Source organism: Bacillus salipaludis, assembly GCF_004358205.1.
The window spans coordinates 1-16,062 of sequence record NZ_SMYO01000003.1 but is presented as its reverse complement, the minus strand read 5'-3'; the positions used below and the strand labels follow the sequence as shown (position 1 = coordinate 16,062).

The 16,062-nt window shown below is 37.2% G+C and carries 16 protein-coding genes and 2 pseudogenes; 12 read left to right on the top strand and 6 right to left on the bottom strand.

The window, feature by feature from the left end:
• Window positions 1-22: 22 nt before the first annotated feature.
• Entirely contained in the window at window positions 23-1,384 is a 1,362-nt protein-coding gene (locus tag E2K98_RS05440; RefSeq protein WP_133333259.1) for an arsenic transporter, read from the bottom strand.
• A 366-nt stretch (window positions 1,385-1,750) separates the two neighbouring features.
• Between E2K98_RS05440 and E2K98_RS05435 the strand changes: the two genes are divergently transcribed.
• Window positions 1,751-2,278, top strand: a complete 528-nt coding sequence (locus E2K98_RS05435) for a GNAT family N-acetyltransferase (protein ID WP_133333258.1) — start codon at window positions 1,751-1,753, stop codon at window positions 2,276-2,278.
• Between the two features lie 158 nt (window positions 2,279-2,436).
• Here the strand turns inward: E2K98_RS05435 and E2K98_RS05430 are convergent, their stop codons facing one another.
• The gene (locus E2K98_RS05430; protein WP_133333257.1) at window positions 2,437-3,549 is read right to left on the bottom strand and encodes a GerAB/ArcD/ProY family transporter; all 1,113 of its coding nucleotides are present in this window, start codon (window positions 3,547-3,549) and stop codon (window positions 2,437-2,439) included.
• Between the two features lie 380 nt (window positions 3,550-3,929).
• Between E2K98_RS05430 and E2K98_RS05425 the strand changes: the two genes are divergently transcribed.
• The 4 genes from E2K98_RS05425 to E2K98_RS05410 all read left to right on the top strand — a co-directional run bounded on the left by E2K98_RS05425 (window position 3,930) and on the right by E2K98_RS05410 (window position 8,429).
• Complete coding sequence (locus E2K98_RS05425; protein WP_235824724.1) at window positions 3,930-4,526, top strand: hypothetical protein; 597 nt, start codon at window positions 3,930-3,932, stop codon at window positions 4,524-4,526.
• Between the two features lie 171 nt (window positions 4,527-4,697).
• Entirely contained in the window at window positions 4,698-6,224 is a 1,527-nt protein-coding gene (locus tag E2K98_RS05420) for a spore germination protein (RefSeq protein ID WP_133333256.1), read from the top strand.
• Window positions 6,225-6,228: 4 nt separating this feature from the next.
• Complete coding sequence (locus E2K98_RS05415; protein ID WP_133333255.1) at window positions 6,229-7,329, top strand: GerAB/ArcD/ProY family transporter; 1,101 nt, start codon at window positions 6,229-6,231, stop codon at window positions 7,327-7,329.
• Entirely contained in the window at window positions 7,326-8,429 is a 1,104-nt protein-coding gene (locus E2K98_RS05410) for a Ger(x)C family spore germination protein (protein WP_133333254.1), read from the top strand. Before E2K98_RS05415 ends, E2K98_RS05410 begins: the two co-directional genes overlap by 4 nt.
• A 214-nt stretch (window positions 8,430-8,643) precedes the next feature.
• Here E2K98_RS05410 and E2K98_RS05405 read toward each other — a convergent pair whose 3' ends face one another.
• Window positions 8,644-9,336, bottom strand: coding sequence for a DUF899 domain-containing protein (locus E2K98_RS05405; RefSeq protein ID WP_133333253.1), 693 nt, complete (start codon window positions 9,334-9,336; stop codon window positions 8,644-8,646).
• Between the two features lie 274 nt (window positions 9,337-9,610).
• On the opposite strand from E2K98_RS05405, the gene E2K98_RS05400 reads away from it, so the two are divergent.
• The 4 genes and pseudogenes from E2K98_RS05400 to E2K98_RS05385 all read left to right on the top strand — a co-directional run bounded on the left by E2K98_RS05400 (window position 9,611) and on the right by E2K98_RS05385 (window position 11,632).
• Window positions 9,611-10,057 carry a hypothetical protein gene (locus E2K98_RS05400; protein WP_133333252.1) on the top strand — a complete coding sequence of 149 codons (447 nt, stop codon included), beginning with the start codon at window positions 9,611-9,613 and terminating at the stop codon, window positions 10,055-10,057.
• A gap of 3 nt (window positions 10,058-10,060) precedes the next feature.
• Window positions 10,061-10,273 carry a helix-turn-helix transcriptional regulator gene (locus E2K98_RS05395; protein ID WP_133333251.1) on the top strand — a complete coding sequence of 71 codons (213 nt, stop codon included), beginning with the start codon at window positions 10,061-10,063 and terminating at the stop codon, window positions 10,271-10,273.
• Window positions 10,263-11,255, top strand: a complete 993-nt coding sequence (locus E2K98_RS05390; protein ID WP_328591961.1) for an NAD(P)-dependent alcohol dehydrogenase — start codon at window positions 10,263-10,265, stop codon at window positions 11,253-11,255. Before E2K98_RS05395 ends, E2K98_RS05390 begins: the two co-directional genes overlap by 11 nt.
• 170 nt (window positions 11,256-11,425) lie before the next feature.
• Window positions 11,426-11,632, top strand: a pseudogene (locus tag E2K98_RS05385) (zinc ribbon domain-containing protein).
• A 123-nt stretch (window positions 11,633-11,755) separates the two neighbouring features.
• Here E2K98_RS05385 and E2K98_RS05380 read toward each other — a convergent pair.
• Window positions 11,756-12,307: a helix-turn-helix domain-containing protein gene (locus tag E2K98_RS05380; RefSeq protein ID WP_133333250.1), complete on the bottom strand. Its 552-nt coding sequence runs from the start codon at window positions 12,305-12,307 to the stop codon at window positions 11,756-11,758.
• A gap of 79 nt (window positions 12,308-12,386) precedes the next feature.
• On the opposite strand from E2K98_RS05380, the pseudogene E2K98_RS05375 reads away from it, so the two are divergent.
• Window positions 12,387-13,111 (top strand): annotated as a pseudogene (locus E2K98_RS05375) (AzlC family ABC transporter permease).
• A complete protein-coding gene (locus E2K98_RS05370) occupies window positions 13,108-13,434 on the top strand; it encodes an AzlD domain-containing protein (RefSeq protein ID WP_133333249.1) in 327 nt (108 codons plus the stop codon). Before E2K98_RS05375 ends, E2K98_RS05370 begins: the two are co-directional and overlap by 4 nt.
• 75 nt (window positions 13,435-13,509) lie before the next feature.
• Here the strand turns inward: E2K98_RS05370 and infC are convergent, their stop codons facing one another.
• On the bottom strand, window positions 13,510-13,986 hold the full coding sequence (infC, locus tag E2K98_RS05365) for a translation initiation factor IF-3 (protein WP_133333248.1): 477 nt from the start codon (window positions 13,984-13,986) through the stop codon (window positions 13,510-13,512).
• 242 nt (window positions 13,987-14,228) lie between these two features.
• Between infC and E2K98_RS05360 the strand changes: the two genes are divergently transcribed.
• Window positions 14,229-15,044: a lipid II flippase Amj family protein gene (locus E2K98_RS05360; protein ID WP_133333247.1), complete on the top strand. Its 816-nt coding sequence runs from the start codon at window positions 14,229-14,231 to the stop codon at window positions 15,042-15,044.
• A gap of 299 nt (window positions 15,045-15,343) precedes the next feature.
• On the opposite strand, the gene E2K98_RS05355 is transcribed toward E2K98_RS05360, so the two are convergent.
• Window positions 15,344-15,436, bottom strand: a complete 93-nt coding sequence (locus E2K98_RS05355) for a YjcZ family sporulation protein (RefSeq protein WP_081810797.1) — start codon at window positions 15,434-15,436, stop codon at window positions 15,344-15,346.
• Between the last annotated feature and the right edge of the window lie 626 nt (window positions 15,437-16,062).

Here is a 16,062-nt window from a genome sequence, read left to right as displayed (position 1 = left end):
TTATTCTCCTTTTTAAATAAGTTTATCTTTGAAGGACTCCTCCAAAAAAATAAGAAACCCAATAATATAAAATCACTAATGTGAACAATACAGTTGGTGGAATCACGACGAATGTTACTTTCATATATTGCCACCAGGTAATCATTACTTTTCCACGCCTTAAAATATGCATCCACATGAGCGTAGCGAGCGTCCCCATTGGTAGTAGTAACGAGCCCATATCACTGCCAACAATGTTTGCTAAATAAGCAATTTTTAAGGAGAGTAGATCCAGGTTCATATGAGTTAAGGTAAGGGTCCCCACCATTAACGCTGGGTGGTTATTAAACAGGTTCGACAGTAACGTTAAAAGTGTCCCCATCAAGACACTCGCATGGAGCAGGCTACCAGAAACCAAAGGACGCATGAATCCGATCAACCAGTCTGTTAAACCAATGTTGTTTAGACCATAAATGATGGTATACATACAAAATGCAAAAATAAGGATATACCACGGTGTTTTTTTCAACATATCGCCTGGTGAAACCTTTAGATAGGCCCAGCGCCAACCTAGGAGAACAAGCGATCCAAGAACAGCTACAAGGGAAACAGGAATGGCGAAAAAGGATGCAACAAAGAGGCTGACACGTACAGCAAATACGAATAGCAGGACATATAGCATAAATCTTGTCCTTTTCTTCTCCGAAGCAAATTTAGGTCCCAGTTTCTTTGCATGATCAGAAAGATTGTGTAGACCCGATACACTAGTAGGAATGGTCTTTGGTAAGATTTTGCGAAAATAAACGAAGAGGAGCCCGACTAAGAGTAGTAAACCAAGTGTAGCCGGTACAAACATCATCGCTGTATGAAGCCACAACGTCATATGCACGATTTTTAGTGCAATCAAATTCACAATATTACTTACACCAATTGGTGCACTAGAAGCTGTCGCAATTAAGCCTCCAGAAAGTAAATAAGGAATTTTTTGATGGTTCTTTAATCCCATATTGTTCAATAGCATGACTAAAATCGGTGTGGTGATTAAAATACTTCCATCGTTATTGAAAAAGAGGGTCATCAGAAAACATAGCAGGTTGACATACCAAAATAATCGTACCCCTGACCCCTTGGATATTTCAGCTAACTTATCTGCAACCCAGTTAAAAAATCCAAAGCTTTCTAAGACAATCGCCATGACAATGGTTGCCATGATGGTAATCGCTGCACCACTAATGGTTTCCGTGATGACACCTAAGTCCGAAAATGAAACACTGCCACTAAGGAATACAATCAATGCACCAATTGCAGCAGGTATGGCTTCATTCAGCCCTTTGGGTCTCCATAGAATAAATACCAGGGTACCCAAAAAAGCTAAAATGGTGATCCAAGCCATTGGTTGAAGCATATTATTTCTCCTTTCTTACTAACTAAATTTAATAATGGTTCATAATACTTCCTTACCTCCTCGAACGTCAGTAAGCGCTTGTCCCCCCCTTCCATCTGTCCCTCTTGTGATGTTGTACTGTATTTATATGTATCACGGATAAGACATGCTTTAGGTGTGTACCCTTTTTTATTACAATTGTGCTTTTATCTATGAAAAAAATGCTTAATAGATTAGGATAAACAATCTATGATTAGGGTGAATGTGTTAATTCATTTATCTTCAGCAACGAATATACATGGTAAGATTTTCTTACATAAGACTTTTACAGAATAAGTATTTTTAGTAAAGTAAAATCATATTTTACGAAATTTGGAGGTTGTTTATATGGAAAATAGATCAAAAACAGCAAATACCATAAAAATAGAAAATTGTATCTCCATTGAGGAACATGTAAATGAACTTTCTTCACTTCTCATACAGGTCGTTGAAGATGGAGCATCAATTGGCTTTTTACCTCCATTGAATCGTTCAGATGCAAACCAGTATTGGGAAAATGTATTAAATCCCGGCGTGATTTTATTTTTAGCGAAGATGAACAATGAAATAGCTGGAACCGTACAATTGCATCTGTGCCAAAAGCAGAATGGCGGACATAGAGCAGAAATTGCCAAATTAATGACGCACCCAAATTATCGGAGGAAAGGAATTGGCCGTTTATTAATGGAAAAAGCACAGGAAACAGCTATAAAGATGGGGAGAACCTTATTAGTTCTTGATACTAGGGAAGGGGATCCTTCTAATTTACTTTATTCCTCATTAGGATTTATTCAAGGCGGCAGGATTCCTAACTACGCAAGGTCGGAAAACGGACAATTAGATGCTACTATAATTTATTATAAAAATATTATGTAAACAGGTGAGCTGCCACTTGAACTCAGAGAATGAGTATTCTATTAACAAGGAATGCGAAGATATTCAAGCTCTACAAAAAGAAACTAGTGCAATGACTAGAAACACAAAATCCAATTTCTTATACAAAACAGCCATTAGCAATATAAATGGCTGTTTTTTCAATTTATATTTGTATCAGGTTTTTTCTTCCTATTACGAAAGAATGCGATAAGCAGTAAGAGGCTTGGAATGATAATTTGAAAAGGCAAACTTAAAAAGTATGGAAAAATTACAATATTTTCTTTGATAAATTCAGCATACGTCGATGCCGTGGTTATGGATGCAAATAAAACAATCATTCCAATTGGAAACGACAATTTTTCCTTTTTTTTAAACTGAAATAGATCTGCTGTACCCTCAACTGCTGCATAAAAGTACAATGATATTTTAAAGAAACCGCTAATGATCAGGTAGAGCAAAAAAAGAACATCCAGCCGCTCGATAAAATTTGCCAGTTGAATTCTTGCAACGGTTGTTAACAATGGGAAGTTTGAGCGGCTATACAATTCTGGCCCAATGGTTGAAATCGAAATAATTACGGTAATGGTAATATTAATCCCGCTTAAAATCATCCCGCCAATGCAAACAAATTTTATTTTCTTTCGTTCCTTCACAAATGGGTATATCATCGTGAAAGTAACTATTTCTCCAAAAGGGAATGTAAGTGTGCCAGGGAGAAACTCTTTAAATATGGGTTTCCATCCATTTTCAAGGATGGGCTTTAGAAATTCAAAATGGATTAACCCGGAAAAAATAATTAACAGAAATCCAAATATGGCCATTAAATAAATAATGCCAAAATAAATCTGTCCCACTCTTGCGATTACCTCTAAGCCTTTATGTATGCCATAGAGGATGGTCAGAATCATCAATGAATTAATGATAAATAACGGCGTACTTGTATAAACAGTCGTTACCAAGAGTTCCCCAAAATCTCGTAATACGACTGAAGCAGTATAAATAAAATAGCTGATATAGAATAAGGCGATAATCCGGCCAAGCCATTTTCCGGCAATTTTTTGTATAGAGCTGGTTAGAATTAATTCTGGATAAAAAAGAAACAAACGATAGTGTATAAAGAAGACGATCAAACCGCCTGCTAACCCTAATAAAATGGTAATCCATGCATCCTGTTTTGCATTTGCTCCTAGACCAAAGAGGATTGAACTACCCATTTCAAATAAAAATACTAGAACGAAAAGCTGGGATGCGCTTATTTTAACCCTATCCATATACTACATTTCCCCTTTGCCTTGGGTTATTTTGTACTTCTCCAAAGCACTTTTTCTTCTTTATTCTAATAATTGGCTTCTTGGACTCCCGCTGAGTTTCTTTTCAACCAGTTGATCAATTTTTTAACACAGCAATATTAATCATATCGATAGGAATAACATACTCCCCTCATCTTGCACCTTTTTTGTCCTAATTTGAAGACATCTCCAAATATTTTCCCTAATATTGGTAGGGTGTCAAATATTCACCAAATTATTCAAGTCGCTTTTGTCCAAAAACTCTCACTAAGTGTGACATATTTTTTTAAAAGTGTTTTTTGTCCAAGCCATTATTACGAACGAGTCATTTATTAGTAGTAGTAATGGAAGGGGGTGAGGATATGGGGAGCCTCAAAAATTATTATAATGATAATAATAGAAATAAAAATAAGTCTAATCAGATAAGCAGGGAAACTAGCAGTGATGGAAATAATCTTAATCAGACCATCAAGATTCGAATAAATGAACAAGATGTTAATGTGGGTCCACTAGCCGATTCACGAAGAATTGTAATCGTCATTAACAACCAGTTTACAAGCGCTCCTAATACTACACAAATTGCCAGTGGTGCTGGACGAAACAGTGCAGCCGGGAATAATGCTGCAATTGATTCGTCGAATACTGAGCAGCAACAAAGTGTTGGCGCTATGGGACAAGCTAGCAATTCAGGTATGGGCGGGAAACAGATTGAACCACATAAAAAGAATAAAGAGCACTCTGAAGAAGAAATTGTGATTGTCATAAATAATCAGGTCAATACAACAAGTACTGAACAAGCAAGTGCTACTCAGGTAGCAAGTGGTAGTGGAGATGACAGTGCAGCAGGAACGAACGCTGCTATAGAAAGTTCCAACACCAAACAGCAACATGCTGTCGGAGGAGATGAATCAGGTTCGGCAGACAACTCAGGAGAAAATAGCGATCAAATAGAAGAGTGACTTTTTAATAAACTGCTCCTATGAGCAGTTTTTTATGTCAAGTGTAAAAACAGTTAGCTTTACAGTCCAAACCACAGCAATAATGAATAGGAAAGTGAATAGAATATTTTTCCTTTAAGAAAGCATATTAAAAACATAATCTTAATGCAAAAGCTGAGAGGGACGGAGAGGATGTTTCATTTTAAGAAGTTTTTAAAAGGCAAGGGCTCTTCTGGGGGCAAACAAAATAACAAAAATAGGCAAGATGATGTCCTTTCTGCGGATTTAACTCAAAATACAGAAAAACTTCTCCAGCTATTTTCTCAAGCACCTGATTTAGTCATTCGTCGATTTAAAATTGCAGGGAATTCGACAGATGCCGCTTTAGTATACTTAAAAGGATTGACGGATAAAAATGCGATCCATTATCACGTTCTGAAGCCCCTGATGCAAAGCTCTTTCGACCCAAATCAGGAACTGCCAATCACATTGGGAGAAATAGAAATCGCTTATACATATAGTCAAATCGAAGAGGCTATTTTAGGAGGAGAAAGCATCTTATTATTAGGTGGTCAAAACTCAGCCTATCAATTAGCTACAAAAGGTTGGCCGCAAAGAGAAATAAAAGATCCTCAGAATGAAATCTCTCTAAAAGGGGCCCATCAAGGATTTGTTGAAACCGGGAGTCAAAATATTGCATTAATTCGCAGGTATATCCCCCAACAGGAATTACGATTGAAAGAGATGACAGTCGGTATTAGGGGGAAATCAAAAGTTTCCATTTTATATTTAAGTGATGTAGCTTCTGAAGAGGTGCTAACAGAACTAGAAACACGGATCCAAAAAATTAATGTGGACGCCATCATTAATACCGGTGAACTGATTGAGTTCATTGAAGATAATCCATTTTCACCCTTTCCACAATTTATCTTAACTGAGAGACCTGATTCAGCTGTATCCCATATTCTTCAAGGGAGATTTGCTATTATTTTGGATCGCTCCCCGAGCGTAATAATTGCTCCAACCAATTTTATGTCTTTTTTTCAGGGGATAGATGATTACGGAACACGTTGGTTAGTTGCTTCCTTTATCCGACTATTGCGTTTCATTGCGTTAATGATTGCTCTATTTTTGCCCGCGACTTATGTTGCGTTTATCTCCTTTAATTTTGAGGTCATCCCGATGAAGCTCTTGTTATCGATTGCAGAGTCCAGGATACAAGTTCCACTCTCACCTGTGATGGAAGCGATTCTTATGGAAGTGACCTTAGAATTAATGAGGGAAGCGGCACTCAGGCTTCCCACTCCAATCGGCCAGACAATTGGAATTGTGGGCGGCATTATCATTGGTCAAGCGGCGGTTCAGGCAGGGATTGTAAGCAACATTATGATCATAGTCGTAGCCATTACAGCCATCGCTTCCTATAACATCCCCAATTATGATATGAGTTCTTCCATTCGACTATTGAGATTTCCAATGATGCTAGCGGCTTCCTTGTTTGGTGTGATTGGGATTGTAATCGGAGGGATGACCTTAGTAGGCCATTTAATTAGTCTTGAATCGCTGGGCACTCCTTACGGAAGTCCTTTAGCTCCTTTTAGAATTACCGATATGAAGGATGCCTTTATGCGTTTTCCTTTATGGGTAATGAAAAAACGCCCGAAAGGCACAGGGGCCAATCGAATGATTCGGCAAGGGAAAAATCGCACTAAAAGGTGAGAAAATGAAAAAATATGCCTATAATGAAATCACCCTTATGCAGTATATTTTCCTAATTAATGGAACGCAGGTGGGAACGGGCGTTCTAGCTCTTCCGCGTGTACTTGCAGAAAAAGCAGGAACAGACGGTTGGATTTCTTTACTCATTGGATGGTTTTTTTCTGTAATGGCGAGTATCTTTATTATTAAAACGGTGGAAAGATACCCAAACGATACACTTTATGAGATTCTTATTCGATTATTCGGAAAGATTATTGGGAAAGCAGTAGTCATTGTTTACATGTTGTACTTTGCTTTTTATGGTGGGACTATTCTTGTAAACGGCTGCCTTTATATCAAGGCATGGTTTCTGCCTAGAACCCCCGATTTCATCATATTACTATTATTCTCGATTCCCACTTTTTTGGTTGCCCGGAACGGGATTCGCATTTTAGGCAGATATTCCGAGTTATCATTTTACATGGTGATGTGGATTCCACTTTTTTTCTTGATTCCGCTTAGGGATGGAAATTGGCTCCACTTTCTTCCATTACTTAAAGAAGGGTGGAAACCAGTAATATACGCAGTACCCACCACAGCATTTTCCTTTTTAGGATTTGAAGTGGCATTCTTCTTGTACCCCTTTTTACAAAAAAAGCAACATGCTGTTCTCGGAATTACCATTGCGAACACCTTAACCATGTTGTTCTATTTATTTGTGACGATTGTCTGTTTTGCCTATTTTAGCCCCGATGGGATATTAGAATTTAATCAACCCGTCCTGAATTTACTTAAATTAATAGAATTTCGCTTTTTGGAGCGGTTTGACATGATTTTATTGGCTCATTATCTGATTGTGGTTTCCACAGCATGGATGCCATGCATATACTTTGCAACATTTTGTTCTAGTCAATTACTTGGAAAACAGGATCATAGCCCACATGTAATCATCTTATTATTAATTATTATTGGCTTGGTATTTTGGTTTCAGCCTACCTGGAATGAATCTGAAAAATGGCAAACGATGATTGTTAAAGGCGGGCTGCAATTGGCTTATGTAGTTCCTCCTTGTTTATGGGCTTATAGCTGGATATATGAAAAGTACCGTCGGAGGGTAAACCTTTGAAAAGAAAAATATTAGGTTGTTTATTGCTCTCGGTTTTTATGTTGACCGGATGTGTGGACCAAATCAATGTGGAGGATGTCACTCTTACACTTATCCTTGGTTTAGATTTGGATGAGGATAATCATTTAGTGGTGTACATGACAAGTCCAGTCTTTAATAAGGAAGCGCAGATGAAGGAGGAGAAAGTCGCTGTAAAAGCCTATACGGTTAGAGATTCAAGGGAACTATTTGATACCACGGTGATGGCATTGACATCTGGAAGTAAAACTCAATTAATTTTAATCGGGAAAAAGCTTTTAAAACAAAAAAACTGGATAAGGTACATCGATCCCTACTATCGGGACCCAAAGAATACGGTAACCACACGAGTCGTTGCAGTAGATGGGCCTGTATCGGACCTAATTTTTTTTAGGCCGAAGGACAAGCCTCGTCTCCCACTGTATTTAGCAAATTTAGTAGATACCGCCTACAGAAGAAATGTAACGGTAAAAACAACTCTTCAAGAATTTCATGAGCAAATGATTGAAAAGGGGAAGACGGCAAGTATTACCGAGATGAAAAAAAATAGCAAAATCATGTTGACCGGAACGGCTCTTCTGGATGAAAACGGCTTATACAAGCTAACGATCAAACCACACGAAAACAAATTATTACGGATCTTGCAGAACAAAAAAAGAGGGGATTTTCCATTCACCCTTTCAGTCCCGTTGGAACCGAATGGACAAGAGAAACATTGGTTAAGCTTTGGCACACAAAGCATCAAGGTAAAAACAAAGGTAAGATATGACGGCCATTATATTTTTGACACTAACATAAAAATGAGAGTTGCCATTACGGAAATGCTTTTTCCTTTCAATGTAAGGAAAGATGCAGCCAAACTGGAAAAGAGTATTCAAACAAAACTGAAAACAGATTTCGAGCATTTAATAAAGAAAGCGCAAACAGCTAAAATAGACCCTTTTGGCTATGGTCTATATGCAAGAGCATATACGTATCCAGAGTGGAAAAAAGTCCAAAATCAATGGGATGAAGTTTTTTCGAAGGCCGATGTAAATGTAAAAGTAAATGTAACCATTAGCGGAATGGGAACCATTAAGTAAAGATTACTTCAATCTTTTAAGTTCTTGAATAGGTGGTGCAATAGTCGAAGATCCCGCTGCATTTTAGCGGGGTTTTTCATATTGCGCAAAAGGGGCAGGGTTTATAGACAAAAGATCATAAAAAAAGACCAATAATTGGTCTAAATGGAAGTAAATCAGTTCAACATTATTTTGTCATTTCTTTCTGATGTAAATTTTCCTCAAATTAAATTTATTATATTTTAGCGACATATTGATCACGATGCCGCAGTCCGCGATCGTCCTGTCGACCTTTCGGCACCAAATCGAGAAACTGGTATGTGATGTTCATCATGTCAATGCCACGAGCATAAGTCGAGTATGTATGAAAAATATCTCCATCTTCATCTTTGTAAAAAACGCTTACACCTTCCCTGTCGCTACTCATAGGATTCTGCAGTGTATAGTTGTAAAAGGCTCGCTTATCCTCTACTTCTTGTTCAGTGAAAGATGCTTGAAAATCATAATTAAAATCAGTATTCCCTGATGAATACCAAGGAAATGTCCAACCCATACGTTTTTTGAATGCTTCCAACTTTTCTAAGGGTGCACGGGAAAGACATACAAAAGAGACATCACGGTGATTTAAATGCGGAATCATCCCACTGTAGTGATCCGACCAAAAAGAACAATGTTTACAGCCTTGATCCCAACTAGGATTGAACATGAAATGGTATACAATCAGCTGACTTTTTCCATCAAATAAGTCTGCTAGTGAATAGTTACCGTTGGGACCTTCAAATGTGTAAGACTTACTGACAGCTTCCCATGGCAAATTACGTCTCTGTTGTGTCAGTTCATCCCGCAACTTCGTAAATTCCTTTTCTTTCTGTAGCAGCTCTTTTCTCGCTTCAATCCATTCATTCCTTGGCAGCACTTTATGGTCCATAACAACACCTCATCATCTCGTGTTTTTCCCACTTATTCTTTCCAATATGGCACCTGGTATGCTTTTGGCCCATCAAGCTTAAATCAACAAAATCCAATCATACAGATTCTCCAAGGAAAAGAAATCGTAATGATCTGGTCTTAAAGAATATTGCACGATAAGGCGCTGTCGAACAATAAATGAACTAAATAGTTTCCATCATGTAAACTTTTTTTTACATGATGCATATATTACTTTACACGATGTAAAAGTGACTATACAGGAGGTTTAAACCATGACCTATCAAGAAAAGAAGTGCATAGTATCGTTGATCAGCACGATTCTCATTTTCGGAACGTATTGCTTGTATATGTATCCTCGATACCCAGAAGGGGGTCTGGAGTCGCCGGAAACCTTTCGTTATTGGGGTTCCTTTGTTATTTTGCTGATTTTGTTGTCAATGATTGCTCATATCGTTATCAGTATTATTTTTAACATTGTATTTAGAATTACTACGAAAGAAAAGGAACCATCATTCGCGGATGAATTGGATAAGTTAATTGACTTGAAGGCGAACCGAAATAGTTATTTTGTATTTATTGTCGGCTTTCTTCTTGCAATGGGTTCGCTCGTTTTTTATCAGCTTTCTCAGGTAATGTTCATGACCCTGATCATTTCAGGATTTATTTCCGATTTGACAGGCTCGGTTACAAAGCTTTATCACTATCGGAGAGGAGTGTAAAAAATGGGTAAACATCTTGTCGGCAATCACATCCGTAAATTACGTTTCAACCATGATGAAATGACTCAGCAGCAGTTGGCTGACAAGGTGGGGGTAACAAGACAAACCATCGTATCTCTCGAAAAGGGAAAATACTCTCCATCTCTAGAATTAGCTTTTCGCATTGCGCATGCCTTTAACTTACCGCTGGAAGAGGTATTCTTTTATGAGGGATGAAAAAAGGAGAGAGGCTATAATGAAAGCAATGGTTTGCACCAAATATGGATCACCGGATGTTTTTCAACTTCAAGAGGTAGATACGCCACTACCCAAAGATCATGAGGTCCGAATCAAAATTCAAGCGGCTTCAGTCGGGCCAGCGGATTGTACCTTTCGAAAAGGTTCCCCCCTCGTCCAGCTTGTTTACGGTTTAAAAAGACCGAGAAACTCGATATTCGGTGCGGAGTTGTCCGGTGAAATTGATCTGGTTGGCGAAAAAGTAACACGATATAAAGTAGGCGACCAAGTATTGGGGTTAAGTGCAAAGACGTTTGGTGCTCAAGCCGAATACAAATGTTTGCACGAAAACACACCGCTTGCGATTAAATCGTCCGCGATGTCCTTTGAAGAAGCTGTAGCCGTCTGTGATGGTGCACCAACGGCTTTGACGTTCCTCCGTGATAAAGCACAGCTACAGCATGGGCAAACTGTTCTGATTAATGGCGCATCTGGAGCGGTGGGGATTTATGCGGTACAGATTGCTAAATACTTAGGGGCCAAAGTCACAGGAGTATGCAGTACAGCAAATGTAGAGTTGGTAAAGTCACATGGAGCCGACAAGGTTATTGATTATACCCGGGAAGATTTTACGACAAATGGTCAAACCTATGACGTCATTTTTGATGCGGTGGGTAAGCGCTCCTTTGCACAATGTAAAGGCTCGCTCTCGCAAAGAGGCGTTTACCTTTCGACGTCCCTTTCATTTTCCATTCTATTTGACATGTTACGAACTGCGGCGCTTGGAAAAAAGAAAGCTATTTTCGTAACTGCGGGCCTCATGCAGAACCAAGCAAATCTAATCTTCCTTAAAGAGCTTTTTGAGGCTGGAAAGATCAAAGCGGTCATCGATCGACGATATCCATTGGAACAGGTTGCCGAGGCTCACCGCTACGTGGAAAAGGGGCATAAGAAGGGAAATGTCATCATCACTTTGAAGTAGCGCTGACGGGGTTTTTTCAAGCATGGGAAGTGTTGCAATGATTAATCCAATTGCTGAAACAATCATCCCAAGTCATTCTATTTTAAATGCGAAAAACAGTTTTAGGAGTAAAAATAATAGATGAAACTATAAATAGATAAATAAGTAGTTTAAGAGGGAGGAGAACAAGTATGTCTGAACAAGGTTATATCAAATGTGGAAGCAAAGATACAGGGAAAAAAGAAGTCGCGATGACTGGGACAGGATTATCCAAAATGTTTGATGTTCAACATAATCAGTTTATCGTTGTTTAGTGTAAGAATTGCGGTTATTCCGAGTTCTATAATAAGCAATCATCGAAAGCTTCAAATATACTGGATTTATTTTTCGGTTCATAAAAAAATAGAAGAAACTCACTGGAATCCAAACCGGCTGCCATAAAAATGGCAGCCTTTTATTATTCAGTTGTTGGGCTGTTCAGTTGAAATTGTTATGACTTGAATATCAAATAGTCATAGAGATTAGTCGGGATAAAAGATAATTATGTAGAATCTAACCAGTTCATCAGAATTGTTTATATAAATGTGTTCAGTATTTGCTTGAAATTTAATTGACTCATCCGTGTTTAATACAAACTTCTCGCCTTGAACTTTGAGTGTAAGGGTTCCCCTTTGGATAAGTACATATTCCTCACCTATATGTTTTTCAGATAGATGACTAAATCCTGGCTTGAGATCCACAGTAAAAATCTCAAACTTTTTTTCGGGGTTAAATGGGAAGAGAGAATAGACAAGATGATTTCCATCATTATCAATCATTGGAGTAAGTTGATTGATGTTTATTTTTTCAATTTGCGGCTTTTCATTTTCCTTTAAAAAAGCAGAAAAGGATACGTGTAATCCATTTGCGATTTTCCAGAGTGTGGTAACCGTCGGATTTGATTTTCCATTTTCAATTTGACCTAACATGGCTTTACTTACACCAGTTAGTTCCGCTAGACGATCCAAGCTCAATCCCCGTTTTTTTCTTATTTCGGCAAGATTACTTGCTATAACCTCTTGAATAAACTCCATACATAATCTCCTTGACTCTTTATTATATTCATTATAACATACGTATGAACAATATAACAGACGAGAGAGTGGGGGAACGATGATTGAATTAGTAAACGAAGTGAACAGCGAAGAGAATCTCCCTACATTTTCCCAGGGGGTAAAAGATTGTATCCCAACCTTAATTGGGTACATCAGTATTGGAATTGCAATGGGGATTGTTGGAGTTCCTCTAATCTAAGTATCGTAGAAATTACCCTATTAGCTGCATTAGTTTATGCAGGTGCAGCTCAGTTTATAATTTGTGCACTGTTAGTATCAGGAAGTCCGATTTCAGTGATTGTATTTACAACTTTTATTGTGAATTTACGGAATTTTTTATTATGTATGACATTGGCTCCCCACTTTACAAAATATTCTTTAATGAAGAATATCGGGATCGGTGCACTTGTAACAGATGAATCGTTTGGCGTTGCCTTCAATAAAATTGCTAAAAGGGAAAGTGTTAATGCCCGATGGATGAATGGGTTGAATGTAACAGCTTATTTATGCTGGATTGTATCATGTATGCTGGGTGCCATTTTTGGCAAATGGATTTCAAATCCAAAGGTATTTGGATTAGATTTTTCATTAACCGCGATGTTTTTGGCATTACTTGTTTTACAATTACAAACGATACAAAAAAGTAAATTAAGGTTTTATCTATCCTTAATTATTTATGTTGTGGTCGCCATGTTGGTCCTATGTATGTTTGTTCCTTCATATATAGCGATTCTATTATCGACCATAATGGTTGCAACGATTGGAGTGGTAAAAGACAAATGAGTATGGATTTAACCATTTTATTCATCATTTTAGGGTGTGCCATTGTCACCTTCGTTCCGAGAATCATTCCCTTTTTAGTGATAAGAAATGTAAATCTGCCAAAAGTGGTGATTAAGTGGCTTTCGTTTATCCCTATTTGTATTTTTACTGCACTTATCGTTGATAGCTTTATCTTTAAAGACAAATCATCATTACTATCAATTGATTGGAGTGTACTTGCTGCTATTATCCCAACACTTGTGATAGCCTTATGGACAAAGAGTTTGTCTGTTACAGTTTTAGTCGGTATCGTATGTATGGCTACTGTTAGGGCTTTAATTTAACCCGAGCTAAAGAAAAAATAGCGTGGGAAGTTACACGCTATTTTTTACTGAAGCTCCCGATTTTAGGGCTCTTTATTATGGTTTTAACAAAATCGACAGGACTCTGCCTTGCAATATTGCCTCTGTTTTAGAATTCACAAGATGGCTAACCTCTTGGCAAAAATGAGCGAGGAGTTCTTCGCCAATTTTTGAATGGGTGATTTCTCTTCCGCGAAATCGAACACTTACCTTTACATGATACCCTTTTGTTAAAAAAGTGATGGCGCTTTTTACTTTTGTTTGAAAGTCATTTTCATCAATCGTGATGGATAACCGAATTTCTTTTGTTACGATGATTTTCTGATTCTGTTTGTTCTGCTTTTCTTTTTTCTGCAATTCAAATTTGTATTTACCGCTATCTAAAATCTTACAAACGGGTGGATCAGATTCATTGATTTGAACCAGGTCTAATCCCATTTCAATCGCCATGTTAAGCGCTTGAGCGGTGGGTAACACTTGCTGACCGCTATCTGAGACGAGTCTCACTACTTTTGATTGAATCGCTTCGTTCATAATTATTCTTTTTATAGATCAATTCCTCCTATTTAAACTCATTCATTATAATTTATGATAAGAAATAAAAAATGGTAGGGCGCTTTAACTGTTTCTGGCAATTAGTTAAGGTATGCTCTGGCAAGAGGGGACGCTTCGGCGATTTCACTTTTTCAACTTATCGCTCTACTGTCATCTTAATAATTCCGAAACAAAATATTTAGTGTATAATACATCTATAATAATTTTTTAAGGGGACTTTTATGGAGTTAATTACAGGTAAGGTCATTATTATATCTCTATTTTTATTGATAATCACAATGATTGAGACATTAGCTTATTCAACAAGGATTTCAGGCGCAAGGGTAAAATTGATTGCCACTGCGTTATCTTTGTTTAGTACCCTGGTAATTGTTTCAAGGTTTTCTACAATGATACAGCAACCTCTTACTGCAAAACTTATCGCTGAAGCACCTGATCTAAACAAATTACATTACATAGAGGAACAATATAGAATTTTAATCGGAGTAACCTCAATTGGAGTGTTGTGCGGGATACTGCTTTTTCCAACGTTCATAAATATTTTTTCAAGAGCCATCATACAACTTTCAAATCAACGAGGTTCAATCATTACACTGTTTGTGACTCAATTCAATCGAAAAAGCATCAAAAAAATAGTAACGTGTTTTAGACTACCAAGATTTTCATATCTAAAGGGAATTACATTAAAAACCATACCAAAGCGGCTTTTTGTGATTAATGTCATCATTTCTGCTGTATTTACCATCGGAGTACTATCTTCCATTTATGCATCAATGATAGTTCCCAAAGATTATGCACAGGCTGCTTTAATGTCATCGGGGATTATAAACGGTATAGCAACTATCTTATTGACATTGTTTATTGACCCTAAAGCTTCCGTATTAGCTGATAGAGTGATGAAAAAACAAACGAATTATATTTACTTAAAAAGCTACTCTTTGACGATGATTAGTTCAAAATTTTTGGGTACAATTGTGGCTCAACTAATACTTATCCCCGCAGCATATTATGTTGCTTGGTTTGCTAAGTGGATTTAATGAGTTCTTTTTCAACTAACAGGTGCTTGAGTTTAATCTAGAGTCGTAGATACGCTTTTTTACTTACAGAGCAGGTTAGTTAAACAAAGGGGCAGGTTACATCAATAAGAATTAGAGCTTTTTGTTTTATTCAAAGTAGGAAGTAAATTAAATTACTGCAACATTTGAACCATATTGGGTAGTAAAGAGAGAAAGTGTGTAGTAAGTCAAACAGCAAAAAAGAAGCGTGGTATTTACGCTTCTTTTAAAAGAGAGATGAACTCTATGGCTTCGGATTAGGCATTTTTTTCTTTAAAAGATTAGTATCCTTTCATAAAAGAAGTACCAACAATGATTAATAGAATGAATAGAACAACAATTAATACAAAACTTGATCCACCGTAACCGTACATTATGAATCACCACCTTTATTTAGAGGTACTACATTATACGGATTGTCGATTTATGTCGAAATGGACAAGCGTGGAATTATTTAAAATTGGATGCTGCATATTTCGAGGATAATACGCACTTGAAAAGTAGGTACCTTTATGGGGAATACTCCAAATTATTTATGAAATATTACTTGAAAGAAAAACAAATGCACTCGAATTTAAGAATGGATACAAAGGGTTCCACACACTATTTTTAGTGTACCTCTTGAAATTATTGCCTAGAGGTCCTCTAGAATTGATAAAACGTATTGGTAAACAGGTGCCCCGCCTTTCTTTTATTCAGGGAAAGTTTATGAAAAAATGTACTTAAACAATTGGGTGGTTTTGTTCAGGATGATGATCGCTGAGGCGGTTATTTTTTTACTTGTTGAACGAACAGGAAGGTTAGTGTAAGAAGCGTCTTCTAAAAATAAAATGCCCAACCTAAAATAAAATGTACCCTATAGAGTAGACACTTAAAAAAAGTGCTTTCTATAGGGTACTTTTTTTATATAATTTAATAACACAACTAGAGACATACTGGAGACGGAGAAATCATGAGTAAAAAGACTTTTACAGAGAAAGAAATCATAATTTTATCTAAA